The organism is Streptomyces sp. NPDC005878 (assembly GCF_040629815.1).
GTDB lineage: Bacteria > Actinomycetota > Actinomycetes > Streptomycetales > Streptomycetaceae > Streptomyces.
In genome coordinates this window covers 1-18,460 of record NZ_JBEXWK010000020.1, presented here as the reverse complement: position 1 = coordinate 18,460, position 18,460 = coordinate 1, and the positions used below count along the sequence as shown (strand labels likewise).

The 18,460-nt window shown below is 67.8% G+C and carries 18 protein-coding genes and 3 pseudogenes; 12 read left to right on the top strand and 9 right to left on the bottom strand.

Features of this window, described 5'->3' with window-relative positions; all coding sequences use genetic code 11:
• Positions 1–74: 74 nt before the first annotated feature.
• A pseudogene (locus ABZ404_RS25920) lies at positions 75–879 on the top strand (alpha/beta fold hydrolase).
• 621 nt (positions 880–1,500) lie between these two features.
• On the opposite strand, the gene ABZ404_RS25915 reads toward ABZ404_RS25920, so the two are convergent.
• Positions 1,501–1,905 carry a hypothetical protein gene (locus ABZ404_RS25915; RefSeq protein ID WP_358831166.1) on the bottom strand — a complete coding sequence of 135 codons (405 nt, stop codon included), beginning with the start codon at positions 1,903–1,905 and terminating at the stop codon, positions 1,501–1,503.
• A 450-nt stretch (positions 1,906–2,355) separates the two neighbouring features.
• Here ABZ404_RS25915 and ABZ404_RS25910 point away from each other — a divergent pair.
• A pseudogene (locus ABZ404_RS25910) lies at positions 2,356–2,868 on the top strand (DUF4158 domain-containing protein); the annotation flags it as partial.
• Here ABZ404_RS25910 and ABZ404_RS25905 read toward each other — a convergent pair.
• A complete protein-coding gene (locus tag ABZ404_RS25905) occupies positions 2,809–2,937 on the bottom strand; it encodes a hypothetical protein (protein ID WP_358831233.1) in 129 nt (42 codons plus the stop codon). The pseudogene ABZ404_RS25910 and the gene ABZ404_RS25905 sit on opposite strands and share 60 nt — an antisense overlap.
• A gap of 310 nt (positions 2,938–3,247) precedes the next feature.
• Positions 3,248–4,258: a quinone oxidoreductase gene (locus tag ABZ404_RS25900; RefSeq protein WP_358831165.1), complete on the bottom strand. Its 1,011-nt coding sequence runs from the start codon at positions 4,256–4,258 to the stop codon at positions 3,248–3,250.
• A gap of 460 nt (positions 4,259–4,718) precedes the next feature.
• Between ABZ404_RS25900 and ABZ404_RS25895 the strand changes: the two genes are divergently transcribed.
• The 5 genes from ABZ404_RS25895 to ABZ404_RS25875 all read left to right on the top strand — a co-directional run bounded on the left by ABZ404_RS25895 (position 4,719) and on the right by ABZ404_RS25875 (position 7,030).
• On the top strand, positions 4,719–4,871 hold the full coding sequence (locus ABZ404_RS25895; RefSeq protein WP_358831164.1) for a hypothetical protein: 153 nt from the start codon (positions 4,719–4,721) through the stop codon (positions 4,869–4,871).
• Positions 4,868–5,020, top strand: coding sequence for a hypothetical protein (locus ABZ404_RS25890; RefSeq protein WP_358831163.1), 153 nt, complete (start codon positions 4,868–4,870; stop codon positions 5,018–5,020). The genes ABZ404_RS25895 and ABZ404_RS25890 overlap by 4 nt, the downstream gene beginning before the upstream one ends.
• Before the next feature lie 478 nt (positions 5,021–5,498).
• Positions 5,499–5,774 carry a hypothetical protein gene (locus tag ABZ404_RS25885; protein ID WP_358831162.1) on the top strand — a complete coding sequence of 92 codons (276 nt, stop codon included), beginning with the start codon at positions 5,499–5,501 and terminating at the stop codon, positions 5,772–5,774.
• A 72-nt stretch (positions 5,775–5,846) separates the two neighbouring features.
• On the top strand, positions 5,847–6,539 hold the full coding sequence (locus ABZ404_RS25880; protein WP_358831161.1) for an ALF repeat-containing protein: 693 nt from the start codon (positions 5,847–5,849) through the stop codon (positions 6,537–6,539).
• A gap of 338 nt (positions 6,540–6,877) precedes the next feature.
• Complete coding sequence (locus ABZ404_RS25875) at positions 6,878–7,030, top strand: hypothetical protein (protein WP_358831232.1); 153 nt, start codon at positions 6,878–6,880, stop codon at positions 7,028–7,030.
• A 53-nt stretch (positions 7,031–7,083) separates the two neighbouring features.
• On the opposite strand, the gene ABZ404_RS25870 is transcribed toward ABZ404_RS25875, so the two are convergent.
• The 5 genes from ABZ404_RS25870 to ABZ404_RS25850 all read right to left on the bottom strand — a co-directional run bounded on the left by ABZ404_RS25870 (position 7,084) and on the right by ABZ404_RS25850 (position 13,130).
• A complete protein-coding gene (locus tag ABZ404_RS25870) occupies positions 7,084–7,467 on the bottom strand; it encodes a hypothetical protein (protein ID WP_358831160.1) in 384 nt (127 codons plus the stop codon).
• A gap of 735 nt (positions 7,468–8,202) precedes the next feature.
• Positions 8,203–9,669 carry a phosphodiester glycosidase family protein gene (locus ABZ404_RS25865; protein WP_358831159.1) on the bottom strand — a complete coding sequence of 489 codons (1,467 nt, stop codon included), beginning with the start codon at positions 9,667–9,669 and terminating at the stop codon, positions 8,203–8,205.
• Entirely contained in the window at positions 9,663–10,316 is a 654-nt protein-coding gene (locus ABZ404_RS25860; protein ID WP_358831158.1) for a peptidase inhibitor family I36 protein, read from the bottom strand. Before ABZ404_RS25860 ends, ABZ404_RS25865 begins: the two co-directional genes overlap by 7 nt.
• Positions 10,317–10,531: 215 nt before the next feature.
• The gene (locus ABZ404_RS25855) at positions 10,532–10,873 is read right to left on the bottom strand and encodes a hypothetical protein (RefSeq protein ID WP_358831231.1); all 342 of its coding nucleotides are present in this window, start codon (positions 10,871–10,873) and stop codon (positions 10,532–10,534) included.
• A gap of 1,045 nt (positions 10,874–11,918) precedes the next feature.
• A complete protein-coding gene (locus tag ABZ404_RS25850) occupies positions 11,919–13,130 on the bottom strand; it encodes an FG-GAP-like repeat-containing protein (protein ID WP_358831157.1) in 1,212 nt (403 codons plus the stop codon).
• 270 nt (positions 13,131–13,400) lie between these two features.
• Between ABZ404_RS25850 and ABZ404_RS25845 the strand changes: the two genes are divergently transcribed.
• Positions 13,401–13,622 carry a hypothetical protein gene (locus tag ABZ404_RS25845; protein ID WP_358831156.1) on the top strand — a complete coding sequence of 74 codons (222 nt, stop codon included), beginning with the start codon at positions 13,401–13,403 and terminating at the stop codon, positions 13,620–13,622.
• 179 nt (positions 13,623–13,801) lie between these two features.
• Here ABZ404_RS25845 and ABZ404_RS25840 read toward each other — a convergent pair.
• Positions 13,802–14,218, bottom strand: a pseudogene (locus tag ABZ404_RS25840) (CPCC family cysteine-rich protein).
• A gap of 598 nt (positions 14,219–14,816) precedes the next feature.
• On the opposite strand from ABZ404_RS25840, the gene ABZ404_RS25835 reads away from it, so the two are divergent.
• From ABZ404_RS25835 to ABZ404_RS25820, 4 genes are all read left to right on the top strand, one after another.
• Positions 14,817–15,209, top strand: a complete 393-nt coding sequence (locus ABZ404_RS25835) for a hypothetical protein (RefSeq protein ID WP_358831155.1) — start codon at positions 14,817–14,819, stop codon at positions 15,207–15,209.
• 44 nt (positions 15,210–15,253) lie between these two features.
• Complete coding sequence (locus ABZ404_RS25830; protein ID WP_358831154.1) at positions 15,254–16,003, top strand: hypothetical protein; 750 nt, start codon at positions 15,254–15,256, stop codon at positions 16,001–16,003.
• A gap of 701 nt (positions 16,004–16,704) precedes the next feature.
• Entirely contained in the window at positions 16,705–17,028 is a 324-nt protein-coding gene (locus ABZ404_RS25825) for a hypothetical protein (protein WP_358831153.1), read from the top strand.
• A 1,181-nt stretch (positions 17,029–18,209) separates the two neighbouring features.
• The coding region (locus ABZ404_RS25820; protein WP_358990922.1) for a hypothetical protein at positions 18,210–18,460 on the top strand (251 nt) is incomplete at its 3' end.

Here is an 18,460-nt window from a genome sequence, read left to right as displayed (position 1 = left end):
GCCGAGGCCGGGCCAACCAGCGCGCGGTTGCGATCCACGGATGAACCATGCACCCTGCGCGGTATCCATCCCTCATGGAATACACGCACACGGTCGTCTCACCGGACGGAACGCCTCTCGCCTACGAGCGCATCGGAGAGGGGCCGCCGGTGATCCTTGTCGGCGGGGCCTTCTGCACCAGAGACACGCACCGGGAGCTCGCCGGGCTGCTCGCCCCCGGATTCACGGTCTTCAACTACGACCGCCGGGGCCGGGGCGGCAGCGGGGACACGTTCCCCTACGCGGTTGACCGCGAGATCGAGGACGTGGCGGCCCTCATCGACGCGGCGGGTGGCACGGCTCTGCTCTACGGGCTTTCCTCCGGCGGCGCCCTGGCGCTGAGGGCCGCGGCGAGCGGGCTGCCGGTCACGGCGGTCGCCGTGTACGAGCCGCCCTACGCCCTGGAGGCCGGCGGGCGGGCCGGGAACGCCCGCTACGGTGAACGGCTCGCCGCATTGCTGGCCACCGAACGACGCTCGGAGGCCGTGGAGTTGTTCCTGTCCACCATCGGCCTGCCCGCACCGGTGATCGAGGAGTTCCGGCACGCCCCCACCTGGCCGGCAATGGAGGCACTGGCCCACACCCTCGCCTACGAGCACGCCGTGCTCGGCGACGCGCGCCTTCCCGTGGAGCGCCTGGCATCCATCACCGTTCCGGTACTCGCCCGTGTGTGGAGGAGCGAGCCCGCAGTGGCTGCGCGCCCCGGCCGCCGCGATCGCCGAAGCCGTACCGCTCGGCCGGGCGCTCACGCTACCCGGCCAGACGCACGAATTCTCCGCGCGGGCGCTCGCCCCGGTACTCGCCGCGTTCTTCGGCAACGGCCAGCCCCCTGTGCCCTGACTACCGGATACCGGATCCCGATGATGACCATGCGGATGACGGCTTTCCCGCTGGTGATCCACCGCCCACCACTACGGCCGAGGAGGCGTCGCGGTCGCCGCTCCGGCACAGCCACTGGACGACCGTGGCGCCCGAATTGATTCGAAGGACCTCTCGCGGCGCACATGCCGCTCGTCCTGCCGCGGACCTGGGCGAACCCAGTGTTCTGGTTCACGTCGAAGTACCAGGCTGGTTCCGGCTCGTTGTCACAGCCCTACGCGGCCAGCTGGGCAATGGTGTTGCGTGGACCTGCGGAGCAGCCAGGCACTCGCCATTGCTCCAGTTTTTGAGCTGACAGCTGCCACGGCTGTCCGGGAGCGGGTGGAGACCCGGTACTGCTCGTCTGCCGCCGTACCAGACCATGCGATGAGACGGGCGTCACACTCTGCTGCGACCGCCATCGCCGATGGGTGTGGTTCCTCTGCCGGGCGAGCGTTGAGCTGGAGGATGCTCACGGGGAAGGGTTCGGTCCAGTCGGTCTCTGTCGGGGCGGGGGAGGCGGAGGGGTGCCGGGCGCGCGTTGTTCGAGGAGCTGGAGGCCCGAGGGGGTGGCTGTCCGGGGTCGGGGAGGTTGAGGTGGAATTAGCCGATTTCATTGGCGATTTGATTGGGCAGTTGGAGACGGCCCGGGAAGGCTGCGGTTGCGGATCTCCCGGGAGGGGGGACCGGCCCCAGAAACGGCTCTGAGCGCCCGGAGGTAGGCCAGATTCCTGAGGAAAGATCCTGACGAGCCCCGAGGAAGTAGTCCACTCCTTCCTCGAACAGAGCCATCTCGATGACTGCCTTTAGCGGGGCCTGAACCTCGGGAGGAACCGGGTAGTCGCCGCACATCATCCACTCGTCATTGCCGAGTTCAAACAGGCCCCTGACCTCCAGGAACTGCTCTCGCGTCACCGTGACGGACGAGCAGAGCAACTCGTCGGCGCCGAACCCTTCCAGTGTCCACGAGAGGTTGCGGCCGTCGTCGAAGGGATAGTCCTCAATCACCCGCGAATCCTACGCGCTCCAAACTCGACCAGCCTGAGGATTTCTCACGCTCAGTAGCCGGCCCTCGGATCGTCGAAGGAGGCAACTCCGCTACTCTGCGCTGCCGACCACACAAGGCGAGCCAGGGCCCGGTCTCATGGGGACAAGCTACGGCGAAGAAGTGCGCATCGAGCCGGGCGGTCTGCTGATGCACGCGGTCACGTCGCTCATCGACAAGTGGCCGTGGTTCGATACCCAGAGCGAGTGCGACGGTGGCGGTAGTGGATGAGGTGATCGGCCTCGGGGAACATCGGTACAGCGGTTATCGGTGAGAATGATCACGGCCGTCTAGCCCAGTGATCCCTTCGCCGTCGAGGTTCGGTGAAACGCCTCTGCCCCTGGTCCGGGCCTGGCTACGGTCCGGCTCGTGCCGTGGAATTTCTGAGCGATTAGCAGGCTGAGGCGTACGGGATGTTCGCCGAGGAGCCGACCCGCCCCGACTGGAGCGGTTCTTCTCCTGGACGACGTGGACCGCAATCTGATCGCGCAGCGCCGTTCGGCTCACCACCGGCTCAGCTTCGCCCTTCACGTACGAAGGAAGCGGAGTGATCGCGGCGGTTCCGTTCGTTCCTGCACGGGCGGGCGTGGACGCACGCCGAGGGCTGGAAGGCGTTGTTCGATCACGCGGTGGCCTGGCTGCGCCGTCACTGGGCCCTGCTGCCCGGGCTATCCGTGCTGGCTCGGCAGGTGGCGGAGGCGCGGACGGTCGCCGAGAAGCGGCTGCACGCACGGTCGCCGGCGCCGTCCGCCGCGCAGACCCGGCGCTGTTTGGGGATCCGGCGGTGACGCTGAAGACGGCGGGGGGCTCGCGGGTCTCGGAACTGGAGCGGCTGCGTCGGCCGCCGACGCGGACGACGACGGGGGTCAGCCGGACTGGTCGTGGCCGACCAGCGCGGTGATGAGCTTGCGGGCCCTCGCCTTGGTCAGCCTTTTCGCGGCCGTCGCGCACCGCTGCCGGGGAGCGCGCGGGGCAATGTCACTGCCCTTGATCACCTTGGCGAGGTCGGCGTCGAACCGGCTCCTTGCCGACCTTCTTGGTGAACGTGGTCAGGTACTTCGCCTGCGTGGCGATCGTTGGCTCCGTCTTGTGGTGAACCAGGTTTTCCGCCTGGGGAGGTTGCGGACGGACGAGCCAGGTCTCGGCTGGGGGATCTTGAAGGGGTGCGACCCAGGTATGCCAGAAACCCGCCAGAACTTGATCTTGGTCGGCTGAGTGCCTGACGCTGTTGGGGATCTTGGCGATGACAGTCGGCCATGACCTCGACATCTCAGTCTTCAAGATCCCCGACCTCGTCACCCGCGATCAGCTCTGCGTCTCCTGGCGGCGTCCAATAGTGGCCGCATCGGGTACGAGGAGCAGCTTGCCGGTGGTACGCCGAGCCTCCAGATCGCTGTGGGCCTGGGCGGCTTCGGACAATGCGTAGCGGCCCGTTATGGTGACCTCAAGCGCCTTGGAGCGCACCCACTCGAACACATCGGCGGCCCGTCGGAGCAGTTCGGACCGGTCGGTGATGAAGTGCCCGAGGCTGGGCCGGATCAGGGTCAGCGAACCGCCGTCGGCGAGCCGGATCGGATCGAACGGGGGCACGGCACCGCTTGCCGCGCCGAAGAGCACGAGATGGCCGCGGGTGCGCAGGCTGGCGAGGCTTGCATCGAAGGTGTGCGCGCCGACGCCGTCGAAGACAACTGGCAGTCCCTGACCGCCGTTGAGCCGCCTCACCTCGGCTGCGAGATCGTCGACCGCTGAGGAAAGGATCACTTCAGCGGCCCCGGCACGCTTCGCCAGCTCGGCCTTCGCCGTGGTCGAGGTCGTGCCGATCACTCTGCCGCCGAGATGGGTGATGAGCTGGGTCAAAAGCAGCCCCATGCCACCGGCGGCCGCATGTACGAGCACCGTGTCGCCCCCCTGAACCGGGTAGGCGTCCTTGACGAGATAGTGCGCGGTCATGCCTTGGAGGAGCACGGCGGCGGCTGTCTCGAAGCCGATATCGTCGGGCAGCGGCACCAGCCGGGAGGAGTCCACGACGGCCCGCTCGGCATACGTGCCGGGAATCTCCACCCAACCGACCCGGTCCCCGACTGCCACGTCAGCGACGCCGGGTCCCACTTCGACGACCGTGCCGGCGCCCTCAGCGCCCGGGGTGAAGGGCAGCGGGAGGCTGTACCGGCCTTCGCGGTGGTAGACGTCGAGGAAGTTGACCCCGGATGCGGCGACCTCCACGACCGCCTCGCCAGGACCGGGCCGCGGCTGGTCCACCTCGGCCTCCTGCAGCACCTCGGGACCGCCCACTTCGTACACCTGAATCGCTCTCATGACCCCTCCAATAGCGGCTTTCCCCCACCAACCCCGTTGATGGCGATCCGATTCCCGGCAAGCCGACCAGCCCGCCGCCCCCGCCGAGAGCTCGCCACCGTTTGCCGACTGGCGACCGAAGCGTCCAATGAACCCCCGCAATCCGGGGGTTCGCGGCGCCGCGAACCCAAGCAGATCCGATGGTGATAGCTGACAGGGTTTGCCGACAGATAGGGTCCGATCCTCCGTACGGAAGGGTCCCCTCGGTGGCGAACCTGGTCTACAAGCGGGTCTCGACCGACCAGCAGTCCAGCGCCCAGCAGAACCTCGTCCTGGACGAGGCCGGCATCGAGGGGCATCGAGGACCCGGTCGTCTTCGAGGACGACCCGGGCACCTTCAGCCGCCTCCACCCTCTCCAGGGCCCGAAGTTCTGCGAGCTGCTCACGTACGCGCGGCCGGGCCACACCCTGCATCTCCGAGATGTTCCGCCTCGTGCGCGGCACCGGTCACATCCTCGACGCGCTCGATGTCCTCCACCGCGACCAAGTGGCGCTGCGCATCCACGACGGCGTGTTCTCCGCGATGGATCCCACCGCCCGCCCCCGGGCGTCGGCGAGCTGCTGTCCACTGTGAAGTTCACGGGGCAGACCCTTGCGGCCACCGGCGAACGTCAGCGCGACCTCCAGCGCGAGCTGACGTACGACGGGCTGTGCGTCGCCGAGGCCAAGGGCAGCAAGGGTCCGGGACCGCCTGGCTGGCCACCCACCCGGGCGTGGAGGTGAATCGTGGTTTCGGTGACACTACGTGGCTCTGCACGGAAAGTGATCCACAACCATTCTTACGGGAGCAACGACACCTGGATCCGCCGCAAGGCGGCGGTGCCACCCCTTCGCCCTGCCGCGCACGGCCAGGCCCTGGCCCAGACGATCCCTCGGGGCAGCCCTCTCGCTCTGCGAGGGTCCTTGCGTGAAGTGTCGAGAAACTCTGCACGCCTCGCACATCCCAGGTAGGTGAACGCGCCTAAATTTAGGGGGCGTTACACACGGCGACCGCGTCAATGACGCCGTGCTCATCCTGTGGACCTGTCTGGTGGGAGAGAAGGAGGCTGCTTCTATGCGCACCCGACCGCTACCCGTATCGCTGCCACGACCGCCGCCCTACTCGGATTCGCTGCGCCCAGCGTCTCCACCGCGCAGGCCGACCAGCTGTCCGGCGCGTCGCTGGGGACCGCCGGCTTCGGCATCGAGCGAATGCTTCCGGATGCTCAATCACGCGTCAGCCCAGTGGATGCATGCGAGTGCCGACGGCGGCCTTGGCGCGTGGGTGACGGAGGAGTACGGCGATCAGAATGCGTCCGATCAGCGTTGGCGCTGGACCTTTGGCGGGCAGGGCCGCAAGGTGCTGCCGAGCGGTGTGCGCGAGGTGACCGCGACTTCAGCGGCTGCCTTTCGGGTTACCGTGCGGTTGCTGGTACGGGCGCATTCGGTGCCGACCACCGCACCGGAGGGCGCGCGGATTTCGTCGCGCACAACATGAGCATCAGATCAGCAGCAAAAGTGGATGAAGTTCGCCGCGATCCGGCCATGAACTCTGGCGCCCTCCTATGTCATGATCATCATGAAGGGGTGTTCGGATGATGGGGACTTGACCGCCCGGACCGCTCTGTGGGCCGGGCACGCGCTCGGCAACTACTCAACCTTTGGGGGATTCATGAAGCTGTGCCGTGCGGCACTCGTTGTGGCTACCGGCGCGCTGGCGCCTGCCCTACTGCTGTCCACTCCGGTTCTCGCCGCCACCGGTTCGTCCTCGTCATCCGGCGTCGCCGCAGTCGTGGCCACCGATACCGGCTCGCCTTACGACACGATGTCAGAGGACGACCTGCGGATCGCGGTCCTGCGCATCCTCGCGGACCCCGCCACCGGCAGGGGCGTCGACCGCGAGGCGCGGAAGGCGCTCGACGGCACCGTCGAGGACCTGCGGAACTTCTTGAAGACCGGACGCGCGATTGCACAGGACGAGGACAACAGGGTCGCGATCTTTACTATCCTCGGGCAGTCCACCTCGGGCAAGGCCGTGAAGCGCGAGGCGTCGAAGGCGCTCGAAGGTACCGCCGCGGACCGCGCGTACTTCCTGCAGACGGGTCTGCGGCTCGCCCAGGCGGAGGACGACCGCGTGGCGATCTTTAGGATCCTCGCCGACCCGTCCAGCAGCCAGGCGCTGCGCGTGGCGGCGCAGAAGGCATTGGAGGGCACTGCGGAGGAGATGCGGTACTTCCTGGAGATCGGCCGCTACCACGTCTGACTCACCGGGCCGCCTGCCATAGCGCTACGGCAGGCGGCCGTGGCTCTCCCTAACGTCAGCGACCCACGTCGCATCGCGGCGCTGCGTCAGCTCTCCTCCCCTTACAGGACGGGGAGGTGCTGGAGGAGGCTGTTGGCGAACCCAACGCGGTTCCAGGGGTTCCGCAGGCTGAGTATCGCCGACGGCGTCCTTGCCCGGACGGTCTGGACCGCTGCCGGGCGTAGCGGTCCACCGGGCCTGGGCCTTTCGTTTGGATCTGCGGGCTGAATCAGAGGAGGATGCCCGCGATGTGGAGGCCTGCGAGGTAGATCGTGGCTGTCTTTTCATAGCGGGTGGCGATGCCGCGCTACGCCGTCACGGCCGGCCTCACCTTGGAGCGGAGTTTCGGCGTCGTCGAGGGCAACGTGAACAGAGTGATAACGGTCAAGAGGAGCATGTACAACCGGGCAACCTTCCGGCTCCTCCGGATCCGCATCCTCACCCCACCATGAGCGACCGATAGTTGCGCACGCCGGACGAAGCCGTCCTTGCTGCCAAACCCTTGCTACCAAACCCACATCCCGCCGCGGACAGAAGTATGGCCGCTCTCGTCGATGCCGACGATGTGAGCCGACTCGGGGCCCATGCTTGATTCGTCGTCCAGAGGAATGACGAAGCGGTGCTCCCCGAAGCGCAGGGCGAGGCTCCGTTCCGGGTCCTCTTCGTAGCCGTCGACGGTCTTGGCGATATAGCAGCGCATGAGGTCCAGCGCCCCTGGGGCGGGGAAGTGCCATTCGACGCCTCCGTATACGCCCCATGGGTTGCTCAAGGCTCGCAATACCGGCCCGTCGAAGTGCAGCTCGACGTAGTCGCGCGCGAAGGACACGGCGCCGACCTCCAAGCCCATCAGCTGTTGCAGTCCGCTGTCTGAGTCGCTCGCGATGTTCACGAGCCCATGCTGTCAGAGGCCGCTGCCCTCCCGATCACGCAGCCACCCGTCGGCCGACTCGGGATCGGAAGGGTCGACTACCGGTGACGTCGTAGCTTCACGGAACTGCGGCCAGAACCAAAATGCGAGATCGGCATCAAGCTGCCTCGCGCCGACCATGACCGTTTGGTCGCAGCACCCCCGGCGGCCCAGGGGGCAGTCCGGTCATGACCGGCGAAGCGCGTAGCCGCCCTCGCATCTACGTGGCGGCGTTGGGGCCCGTACAGATGATCGCGTCGCGCCTGCGGTACGCCAGCGCGCTCAACCGGGCTCTCGTGGAGGCGTATGGAAGGGCCCCGGGCGAGCATCGTGGAGCCGTGCTGGGTGCTCACGTCCGCATCCCGAACAAGGCGGCTGTTCACGTGCCATGCCCGGTGCCTCTGTCCTCCACTGCTCAGTCCTGGAGGCGGGGCGCGATGGACCACGGATACGCATACCCGGCTGAACTGCACGGCCAGGTATGCGTATCCGTGCGCGGCGATTGCCGCGTCCCGGCGTCGATGGCGTGAGGGAGATTCACGCGTCACCGCAAGGCACTGGCCCGGTGAGGGCCGAGCTGTTCCAGCTGGAAGGACCGCCGTCGTTGCACGAGGAGGCGGTGGCGCTGCCATCGATGCCGACGAGCACGCTGTCCGCTGTGAAGTCGCCGAGACGGCCCCTCGCGGGGCCGACAGCGGCTGGGCTCCACCCGGAGAGTTACGGCAGGGGGTAGCCGCCGGCCCCGGCGTAGACGGCGTCGCCGATGGGGCGTTCCCTTTCGGTGTCGGTTCCGTCGGAGGGGTGGTTGGCGACGGCGTTCTGCCATACCAGGGTGGTGGAACCGCCCCCGTCCATGTTGAGGGCGTCTATGACCCCGAGGTCTTTGAGGAGGGTCGCCATTTCCAGTCGCGTGGCGCCTTTGCTGATGGTGGTGCGTCTCCCGTCGACGGTCACCAGGACGGTACGGCCGTACCCGTCGGTGCCCACTGCTGTGCGGGGCGCTGCGTCGGGAATGTATGCGGAGCCGTCGCTGTTCGTGGCCGGCTGTGTGTAGGTGATCGCACCGTCGCGTAGCAAGAGGTCTCCACCTGCGGTGACGTACATCGAGGGCTCGAGGGCGATCGTGTCGCCAAATCGGGTGTCCGTCACGGTTTCGAGGAGCTCGAGTTCGGTGCCGGCCGGGGCGTTGGTGCGCAGCCATGCGGCGTCCTGGCCGATGCCCTGAAGGATGCGGCCACCGGGCGGCACGGTCCGCCCGCCCCTGTTGGCCTTTTGACAGGTGCTGCCGGGGGCTGGGGCGGAGTCATAGCAGGCGGTAACGGTGCTACGGGCATCGAGGATCAGCTCGATGCCCTCGTCCGTGCTGATCGCGGCCTGCACGGGCGCGCCGGGGACGTCGGGATCGTTGGCGGCGACGCTGAAGGCGGTGCTCGGCGTGGGCGCGGCGTATTCGGGCGTGAAGGAAATGATCTCGGAGGAGTCCAGGCAGACGCTGTCGACGATCACCTCGTCCGGGTCGTTCGGTGTGACTCCCTCGCAATGGGCGTTGCGCCCGGGCACGCGGTTGATGCCGTCCAGCTTCCTGGGTGCGATGGCGGAGTTCTTGGGTCTCACGGTCATCGTGGTGCTCAGCTCGGTGATGTAGGCGCGGCCGTGCTGGAGTACCAGTGAGGAGCCGACGGGGTTGGTGCCCTTGCCGCGGGAGGCTTCGCTCAGGAGCTTGCCGCCACGGACCAGGATGCCGCTCACGTCGCCGTCGTTGCTGTTGGACGCCGGATTGTTGATGTTGCCGTCGAAGAAGGAGCCGTTGACACCGACCCGGGGCTGACGCAGCGCGTCGACGGACACACCCTGCAACATGGCGGAGGTGGTCTGGGAGGTGGCCAGTCCTGTGCCGAAGGTGCCCTTCAAGGTGAGGGGGGCTTTGTCCGGGTCGATGACCACCACGTTGACGTTCCACGGTCCGGCACCACCTGTGTAGGTGGTCCGGGTGATGCCCGCAACGGTGGTGTCGACTGTCTTCTGGGAGCCGGACTGCAGGACGGCGAGGGTCAGGCCCGTCTCGGCGGCTGCCGCCTCCGGGACGGCGAATGCGGTGGCCATGACCGAGGTGGCGAGGACCAGCGCCAAGGCGCCTCTGGTGGTGGTGTGCTTCACGGCGTACTCCTCCTCGGTGTTCAGCACTGGCTCGTCCCGGTGACGAGCTTGTGGGAGGTGAAACTTCCTGCGTACGGCTGGGGGATCACCGTGCTGTCGGTCTTGAGCACCACGTACTTTGTGTACGTTTTGCCGGCGTCAGTCCACGAGCCGGTGTGGTTGGCGTCGGGATAGAAGCAGGCGTGCTTGTCGGTGTAGTTGGCGACTGAGACCGCCCGGTCGTTCCACGCCGCGTCGTACAGGGCCATGTCGTTCTGTGTCGCGGTCATTTCGCCCCGGCCGCCCGGCTCCTTGAACAGGCACAGGTAGCCGTTCTCGCAGCGCTCGAAGCCGGTGAAACAGCCCGCTTTGGACTTGGCCAGCTTGTGGGAGGAGACTTGCTCGTTCAGGTTCGCGCTGGTGTCCGCCAGGTTCCCCCGGTAGCCGGGACGCAGCGCCTGGAGGGTGCCGCCGTATTGGCTGTCACGGTAAATGCAGGCCCAGTACGGCGAGTTGTTGTGGACCGAGCTGACTTTGTCGTTCCATTCGGGGGCGTAGAACTGGACCGGGTTGTCCGGGCCGAGGGCCAAGGTTGCTCCCTGGCCGTCTGGGTCGGTGTAGATGCAGAAGCGGCCGGTGTCGCAGCCCTGCCACTCGGTAGCGCTGGCCCGGGAGACGACGAGAGTGGAAAACATGAGTGTCACGAGCGAGATGCCCATGGCAGCCCAGGTCAGAGACTTTTTCACAGAGGGAACCCCAAAAAGAGTGTGTTGCTTCCGCAAGGATGGCTGGCTTCGAGAGCGAAGCGATCACGATACTGGGAAGCTGCCGACGACGACCGCGTGGGCAAGGCGCCCACGGACAGCACCGCAGTCCGCCTGGGCTCGTCTGAGGCTTGCCTGTGGTGATGTCACCGGACTTCGCGCATGGGCTGGCCGTTGCGGGCGGTGTGCACGCCGGGGCAGGTCAGCGTCATTTTGACGGGGTCCAGCAGGCACTGCCCCTCGCTCAGGCCGGTGAAGCCGTGCCAGTCGTCGATGGGGTCGAGCTCCCAGCACGCCGACTCGGTTGCCAGAAGCGCCGGGGAGGCGTCGGCGAACGCGATCCGGGCCCCGGTGTCCGGCTCGACGACGCTCTCGGGCTGCCAGACGCCGAAGAACCAGCTCGGCCGGTCGCCCGCGGCGGCGATACGGCGCCCGGTGCGCGCCATGGCCTGCCGGAAGCGGATGGCCTCAGTGACGGCTTCGTTGATCAGTCACTCGCCCTGCGGGCCGTCAGAGATTGGGGTGAAGCGGCTGGATGAGGCGTCGGGCAGGCGCGACGGCGCAGCTGGCCCTGATGGGTGGCATGCTGGCGCTCAGAGGCGCTGATGGCTCGGCCGGCCAAACCATCAACGGGTGGCCACCGAGGACGGCCTGCTGCACCGGTCGGGGGCGGGCTCTGGGGTGTCGTAGGCCTCGGCGCGGGGGTGTCAGCCGAGTGCGTACTGCTGCCCCCGGCAAGGACTTACGCGACCGCGATGACGGCGGCCGCCGCTGCGGACGCGGCCGTCAGACGCTCGCCGACGGAGCCAGTGACGAGCAGGTAGCCAGTCGACGTCACGGGTTGCGACCTCCTTCGAGAGGCAGAGAGCAGCGCACGGCTACGCCTCGGCGTGATGATGGGAGATCACGCGCACCGTTCGCGCTCGGGGTGCCCTCGGCCTCCCCTGCCAGCCTCTCGGGATGGGGGACTCTCGCGGAGTGTCCAGTTCTACTGCCGTCAAGCAGCGGGAGGCACGGTGCGCCTCAAAATTTCCGCCGCTCGCCGAGAAGACCAACGCTGCCGTCCGATCCATCCGGGCTGTAGCGAATGAGTTCAGGGCGAAGCGCGAATGACCAACCGTCTACCCCTGCCTCTTGGTGGGGGTAGACGGCGTTCAGAGCCCGAGCTCCTTCCTGTAGTCCGCGAGGGCGACTACGGCAGCAGAGTCCTACTCCGCTACGGGCTCGGACAGTTCGATGCGCATACGGCGCCGGTCTCCCTCGGCCACCAGCAAGTTGCCCCTTCGGTATTTGAGCGGCACCCCCCTCCCAGCTCTCACGCGCTCGCCGAGTGTTATGAGCTGTGCCTTCTCATGCACGAGCGTCCGATGTAGTGGCCAACCGTGAACGGGAGGCACTCCCGTTTTTTCCTGCCGCACGCTTACTCAGCACGTCGTGCCCGGGCAGCCGAGGTATCAGCCGCTATGCCCTTCGCTTGGGCCATCGGCCGGCTCGTGCGTGCCGGGAGGCTCGGCGTGCTTTCCAGGGGTTTGGTCAGAAGAGGGCGTCGGTGGTGTCGGCGAAGGTGACGGTCTCGCCGGCGGCGAGGCGGCCGCCGTTGAGGCCGTGGTAGACGCGGACGGGGCTGTAGTCGCCATTGTTGCTGGCGAGGAGGTCGGGGCGGCCGTCACGGTTGTAATCGCCGATGCCGATCAGGGTCCGGTAGGTGCGCCAGCCGCCTGTGCCGACCATCGTGCGGTTGGTGAAGTTGCCGTGGCCGTTGCCCAGGTAGAGCCACAGCCTGCCGCTGGTGTCGCTGACGACGAGGTCGTTCTTGCCGTCGCCGTTGAGGTCGCCGGGTGCGGCGAAGGCGTCCATGGTGTTCCAGCCCCCGCCCACGAGCCGCCGGTCGCCCAGGGAGCCGCGGCCGTCGCCCGGGTACATCCACAGCTTGCCGCCGGTGTCCCGGGCCAGCAGGTCGCCCCTGCCGTCACCGGTCAGGTCTCCGGCTGCCTGGATGCGACTCATGGTGTTCCACCCGCCTCCGATGAGCCGGCGGTCGCCGAAGGAGCCCTTGCCGTTGCCGGGGTACGTCCACAGCTTGCCGCCCGTGTCGCGGGCGAGCAGGTCTTCGGTGTCGTCGCCGTTGAGGTCGCCGTGCCGTGTAAGGGCCGTCATGGAATTCCAGCCACCACCGACCAGTGTGCCGACCTCGTCCCCGGGCAAGAACCACAGCCGACCGGCACGGCTGCGGTGGAGCAGGTCTGGGATGCCGTCACGGTTGAGGTCGCCGAACGCGGCGGCCGGGCCCGGTCCCATGCCGATGGACAACCAGGTCAGCGGCTCCGGCTGGCCCTCGCACTCCCGCCAGGTGTGCGCCCAGCGGGCCGAGCCGAGGTTGTTGTCCAGGTGGCTGTTTCTGTCCTCGAACATGGACAGATTCACACCCCGGTGTCCGGAGTCTTCGGCACGGACGTCGTGGACCCGGTCCAGGTACTGGAAGTTGGTCCGGCTGTAGAGGCACAGATCCTCATAGCCGGTGCGGTTGACGACCGAGGACGCCTTTGATCGCCAGGGCCCGAAGTCGCGCTGCGGAGTCGAGTACGACGCCATCGCCCCCTGCCCGTTGGCGCCCTCGAAGACACAGAACTTGCCCTGCGGGCAGCGGTCGTAGCCGCTCGCAGCCTGTGCCGGTATGCCTGGAGTGGCGACAAGACCCAGGGCAGCGGCAGCCGACACCAGGGCAGCACGCAGCGAGATGCGCATGGAAGGTTCCCCCCTCAGGCACACTTTCTCTGCACGCGCGTACAGAGAAAGGCCACACCTTACCCCCCCCGCCGGTGTCGGCTGACGAGGTGGGCGCGGTCAGCTGACACGCACAGGGCCGCTCCTCGTCGAGACCGGGGCTGTGGCATCGGCGACCCCGACTCCTGGGACCTGTACAAGCTGAGTAAGGTGCAGCTCCCCTGGAGGGACAGCGACAGGAGGGCGCAATCCGATGGCCTCCTTCGCGGCAGAGCGCGTAAGGTCCGTGGGATGACACACGGCACGGTGGATCCGGCAGCAGTCACGCTTGAAAAGGCCGCGCAGATTCGCAGGTGGCGAGTTGATGAGGACTTCACCTGGCGCGCTGTGGCCCAGGCCGCGTCGGAGCTGTGGGGCTCCGGTGGGGGCAGCAACCAACTCCACGGCGAAGACCTCTGTGTGACCGCCGCGAAAGTTCTGGGCGAAGACCCCTGCCGGGAACCATGGAATTGACCGTCCCCTGGCAGGCCGGGGCTTTCGGATATCGCCGACAACTGGCGTGTGTTTTCCGACTGGGACAAACCCGCCGACGCTGGAAGCGCACCGGCCCGCAGGATCACCCGGGCGCCCATCCACGTCATCCACCACGACTCGATCGGCCAAACCGTTTCCCGCGCCCCGGGGGGCGGCGGTCAGTCGACGGGCGGGGGAGTGGGGGTCTCGTGGCGACGCCAGTACGTGGCCCGCCACCAGAACAGCGTGGTCAGGTCATCCGGGTACGGGGTGTCCCTGTCGCACTGCCACTCGACCGGATCGCGCTGCGGGTCGACGGGCCGCCAGCCCGGATCCAGGGGTTCGTCCTCGGCCGGCGGTCGCACATGGCGCACCACGTAGGCGCGTACGGCGCCGATCCGAAGGAAGTTCCCCTGCGCCTCGACCAGGCTCACACCGCCGTTGGCGCCGACCTGCGATCACGGGTAGCGCAGTTGGAAGAGGTCGTCCTGCCAGAAGCAGACGCTGCAGATGTCGTCCGACCACCACTCCGGGAACATCTGGTGGCCACAGCACGGGCAGGGCAGCCAGCCACCGGGCGGCGCCGTAGCGACCACCGGCTCCGGCACCTAGAACAGGCCGTGCTCCGCGTGGAGCGCGGCCTCCATCGCCTCCAGCTCGACGAGGTCGACGGCGTCCTGGGCCTCCAGTCCGGCCGGCTCGCGGCGATTCCGGGGTCAGTGCCGGGGGCACCGGCGTCGCCGGCACCCGGGGTCTTCGGGACGTTCATGCACCTCACTCTAGGCAAACCCTCCTTATGGGCTGATGTCAGGGGGGATACGTACAGAACCGGCACCCCCCCCGGGGGCTCCCGAAGCACTTCATGGCCCCTCCCCGGCTCCTACCGCCTTCAAGTCACCGGCGACGAGGCACTCCCGTCTGGAGTGAGAAGCACAGGGCGCGTGCGCAGCTATCTGATGGCATCCAAGTCGGGCCCTCCACGAGCGCAACTCGCGCTGACTCTCCGCCTATTGTGGGCACATGGTTCATCCAACGCGGCCGCAGCTGTCAGGACTGGGGCGGAATCCGGCTGCCCCGGTGGATGTGATGGTGCGTCTGGCCAGGCATGCTGCCGGCAGGCACGGGCTGGCGAGGCGGGAGGGGCGGCTGCCGGATCCCGCGGCCGAGGCCCTGCTAAGGCACGGCGGCAGTGACTTGGATATCTTCCTACTCAGGCGCCGCGTCTCCCCGAGGATGCGCCGCCGGATCGCCGAGCACCCCAACCCGGCCATCCGCGACGCCTGCGCGCATTTCGTCCGGGACATGGTGGACGCCGGGGCGCCGTTGGGCATCGAGGACCTGGTCGACGTCCTTGGCCGGTCACCGGCGGAACTTGCGGCCGACCCCGGCCCCGAACTACGCGCGATGGTCGCAGAAGCCTGGCGGGACCGGCCGATGGCCGTACAGGTGGCACTGCTCAACGACGCGGACCCCCGGGTACGTGACGCGGCCACGCGGGCAGCGAATCCGGGTGTGCCTGCGGAGTACTACGAGTGCTGCCTCTCCGAACCGGCCGTGCAGGCCAACGTCGCCGGCCGGACCCGCTGACGTCAGAGCAGTTCGAGCAGTTACTGGAGACCGGGAGCGAGGCGGTGCTGCACGCCGTAGCCGGCAACCCGCACTTGGCCGCCGCCATGGTGACCCGCCTGCAGGACAGCACGGATCCGTCCGTGCGCGTCGCGGTGGCCTGCAGCCGCCATGTCACCGCCGCGACGCGGGACCATCTGCTCGCGCTGGTGCAGGCGGAGGACGCGGCCGGCAGCACCCCGGCACATGTCGCCCTGCACTGGTCGTCGTACGAGCCGGACTGGCTGCGGGAAGCACCGCTTGCCGAGCGGTTGACCTACCTGGACTGCCCGCACGCGGTGTTCCGGAACGTACTGGCGACAAGCCGGGATCTGCCGAACGAGGCCTGGCAGATGCTGGACGACGACCCCGACGCTTCCGTCCGCCGCACAGCCGCCCGCCGACCCGACACACCACCACAAATCCTGCTGCGCCTGCTCCGCACCCACGGCGAGACCTTCCACATCCGACCGCTCCTGGCGGACCACCCCAACTTCCCGCGCCAGGCGCTGCGCGGCTTCGTGGAGGAAGCGGACCCGCGGATACGGGTGCTCGCCCTGCAGGACCCCGATCTGCCCGTTCCGGAGCTGCGGAGGCTTGCCGTCTGCGAAGAGCCGGACGTACGCGGGGGCGCGGCACGCCACCCCAACATCAGCGTGGAACTGCTGGACCACCTGCTGACGGACCCGGACTCCAAGGTCGCCGACGACGCAGCGGCCAATCCCGTACTGCCACGGGCCCAAATGGACCACATACTCACCGAAGCCGGCCTCTGACACCCGCCCGGGGCGCATCATGGGATAGCGAGGACGACGCGGTGGCAGTCGTGGAAGACGCATGGAACCTGCCCTTCACCTGCCACTCGGCCAAGGGGCCGCTCCCACCACTGTGAGACGAGGAACTCCGCCCCGCCGCTGACCTGTCGTCGGGCTGCGCGCCTACGGTGGCGTTACCGCGAACCGGCCCGCCCCAAGGTGCTTCGGGAAGGGGGCCGGTCGATTTGGACCCGCTAAGGGTCCCTTCCACCAGACGCTGCTGCTCCAGGCACCGACTCGCGAGCTGTCCCGCCCCGGCGGGCGCGATGCGGGCCGCTGCGATACGGGCAAGAACGTCGGTGATGTCTCCGCGGACCCCGAAGTAGACGTCCGCGTCCATGCGGCACTCCAGGACGTCATGAGAGGGATTGTTCTCGAAGACCGAGTGCTTGGTCGGCCGGGCGCAGGAGTCACGGGGCCTCGTCAGGACGTGTTCCAGTCCCTCCAGGGCTATGAGGCGCGCGATCACGGCACGCATGCCCTGCTCCTCCGCTGCTCTGCGGGACGAGGTCTGGGGGCAGGTGGCCTGTGCGCGCAGTTCCTGCGCTGCCGGCTCGCGCGTGCACGCCGTTGCCCGTCCCGCCAGAGACAACGCCAGCAGGAGCCCGCCCGCCTGCGTGTACGACTCGCGGCTTCGGCGCCACCGGTGCGCCATGCCTGTCATGTCCTCACATCCGGGCGAGATGACCGCCCATGCCGAGGAGGCCGCACCCCACCAGCCGACCTACGGCGGTCTGGGACCTCGGCCGCTGCCCCGCTACCGCACCAGCCCGTGCTCCTTGCGCGAACACGTCCTGACCGCGGGCCGCGACAGCGGCCGGACCGTGACCTGGCGCAAGGGCTCGAAGGCAGCGATGAGTTCACACTTCGTGTTCCTGCGGGTGAGGCTCGCCGGGCGCCGTGCCAAGCCCGCCGACGACGGAACGATCCCGTTGGTCTGGCTGATTGCCCAGTCACCCGAGGGCGAGAGCGAGCCGGTGAAGTAATGGATCTCGAACCCGCCCGTCGGCATGCCGGCCAAGGACCTCGTCCGGCTGGCGAAAGCCCGCTGGCGGGTCGAGCACGACTACCGGGAACTGAAACCGACCTGGGTCTGGACCACTTCGAGGGACGCTCGTTCACCGGCTGGCACCGCCACGTCACCCTCGTCACCGCCACCCAACTGTTCCTGACCGAACAGCGGAACAGCCCAAAAGCCCCGGCCAGGGCCTGACCCTCTACCAGGCCCTGGACCTCCTCCAACACCTCATCGCCACCTGGACCGGCACCTGCCCCACCTGCCAGGCACCAGTGCCATGGCAGACCTACGACACCACCTAACAAAGCACTACTGGCTGTCTCCTTGAAAGGCTATGGGCGCCATTCCTGCTGGCAGGTGGGGTGTTCGGTGTAAGCCTGGCCAAGGACTGGCAGCGCGTAGGCCAGGCCGGCAGACCGGGAGTCTGCGGGTCCATGGCTTTGTAGCCGTTCGCCAATTGCTCGATCGAGTCGAGCAGTCCCCGACCACGGACCCGCAGCCGTTCCCGGCCGAGCACCGCAACAGCTGCCGGTTCGGCGCACAGACGTGTGCTTGCGACACCGGTCAAACTCGGCCCGATCCGTCCTTGAGACTTGGCCAGACCTGTCCGCACTGAAGACCCTGTGGGCATGGTACGCCGTGGGCGGGGGCCAATGGCCGCCTCCGCCCAGGCATCCCCGGCCGTGCACACCAACGCAGCAAAAGTACCGGCTCCTTCGGGCGCTGGAGCAGCAATGGCAGGAGGTACCGCTCAGGCATGTGGGCAGCACCGCGTACACAATCACGCGATATGAAATAACGGTAAAGAGGGCTCGGGCAGAGGCTGCAATTGGGCGAGCAGCGGGCCGTGCGGCGATGTGATCGTGACTTTCCTGTGCCCGACTGGTCCCGTAAGTGTCCGCGGACAAACCGACTTGTCCGGCCTCAACTGCCTCGGTGACCTGCGCGGATCACGTCACGGTCGCACGGCTAACTCTTTGGGCGTGCACGGTCGGACTGCGGACCGCCGCCCCGGCCCCCTGCCCCTTGTGGGGGGACAGCGGCCGGCCGGGTTCTCGGCAGCATCCGGACAGGGGCACCGACTTCCCGGCTTCCCGCAGCAAGAAATGACCGGTTCCAGAAAACAGACTCAAGACAGAAGAGGGATCCATGAAGATGCGAGTCAAAGCCTGGCTGGGCGTGGCATTCGCTGCCGGTGCGCTGGTGCTTGGCGGCACCGGCACCGCGAATGCCTCGGTGAACTGGGACTTCAAGTTCATCCAGAGCAATCACGACGGCTACGCCCTCTACAACAACTACGGCAGCTACCTCCTGCAGTCAGCGCCGACCCAGAAGCCGACCTCGCCCTCCATCAACACCTGGCGGATCGTGTCCGTCGCACCCGACACCGGCTACCCCAA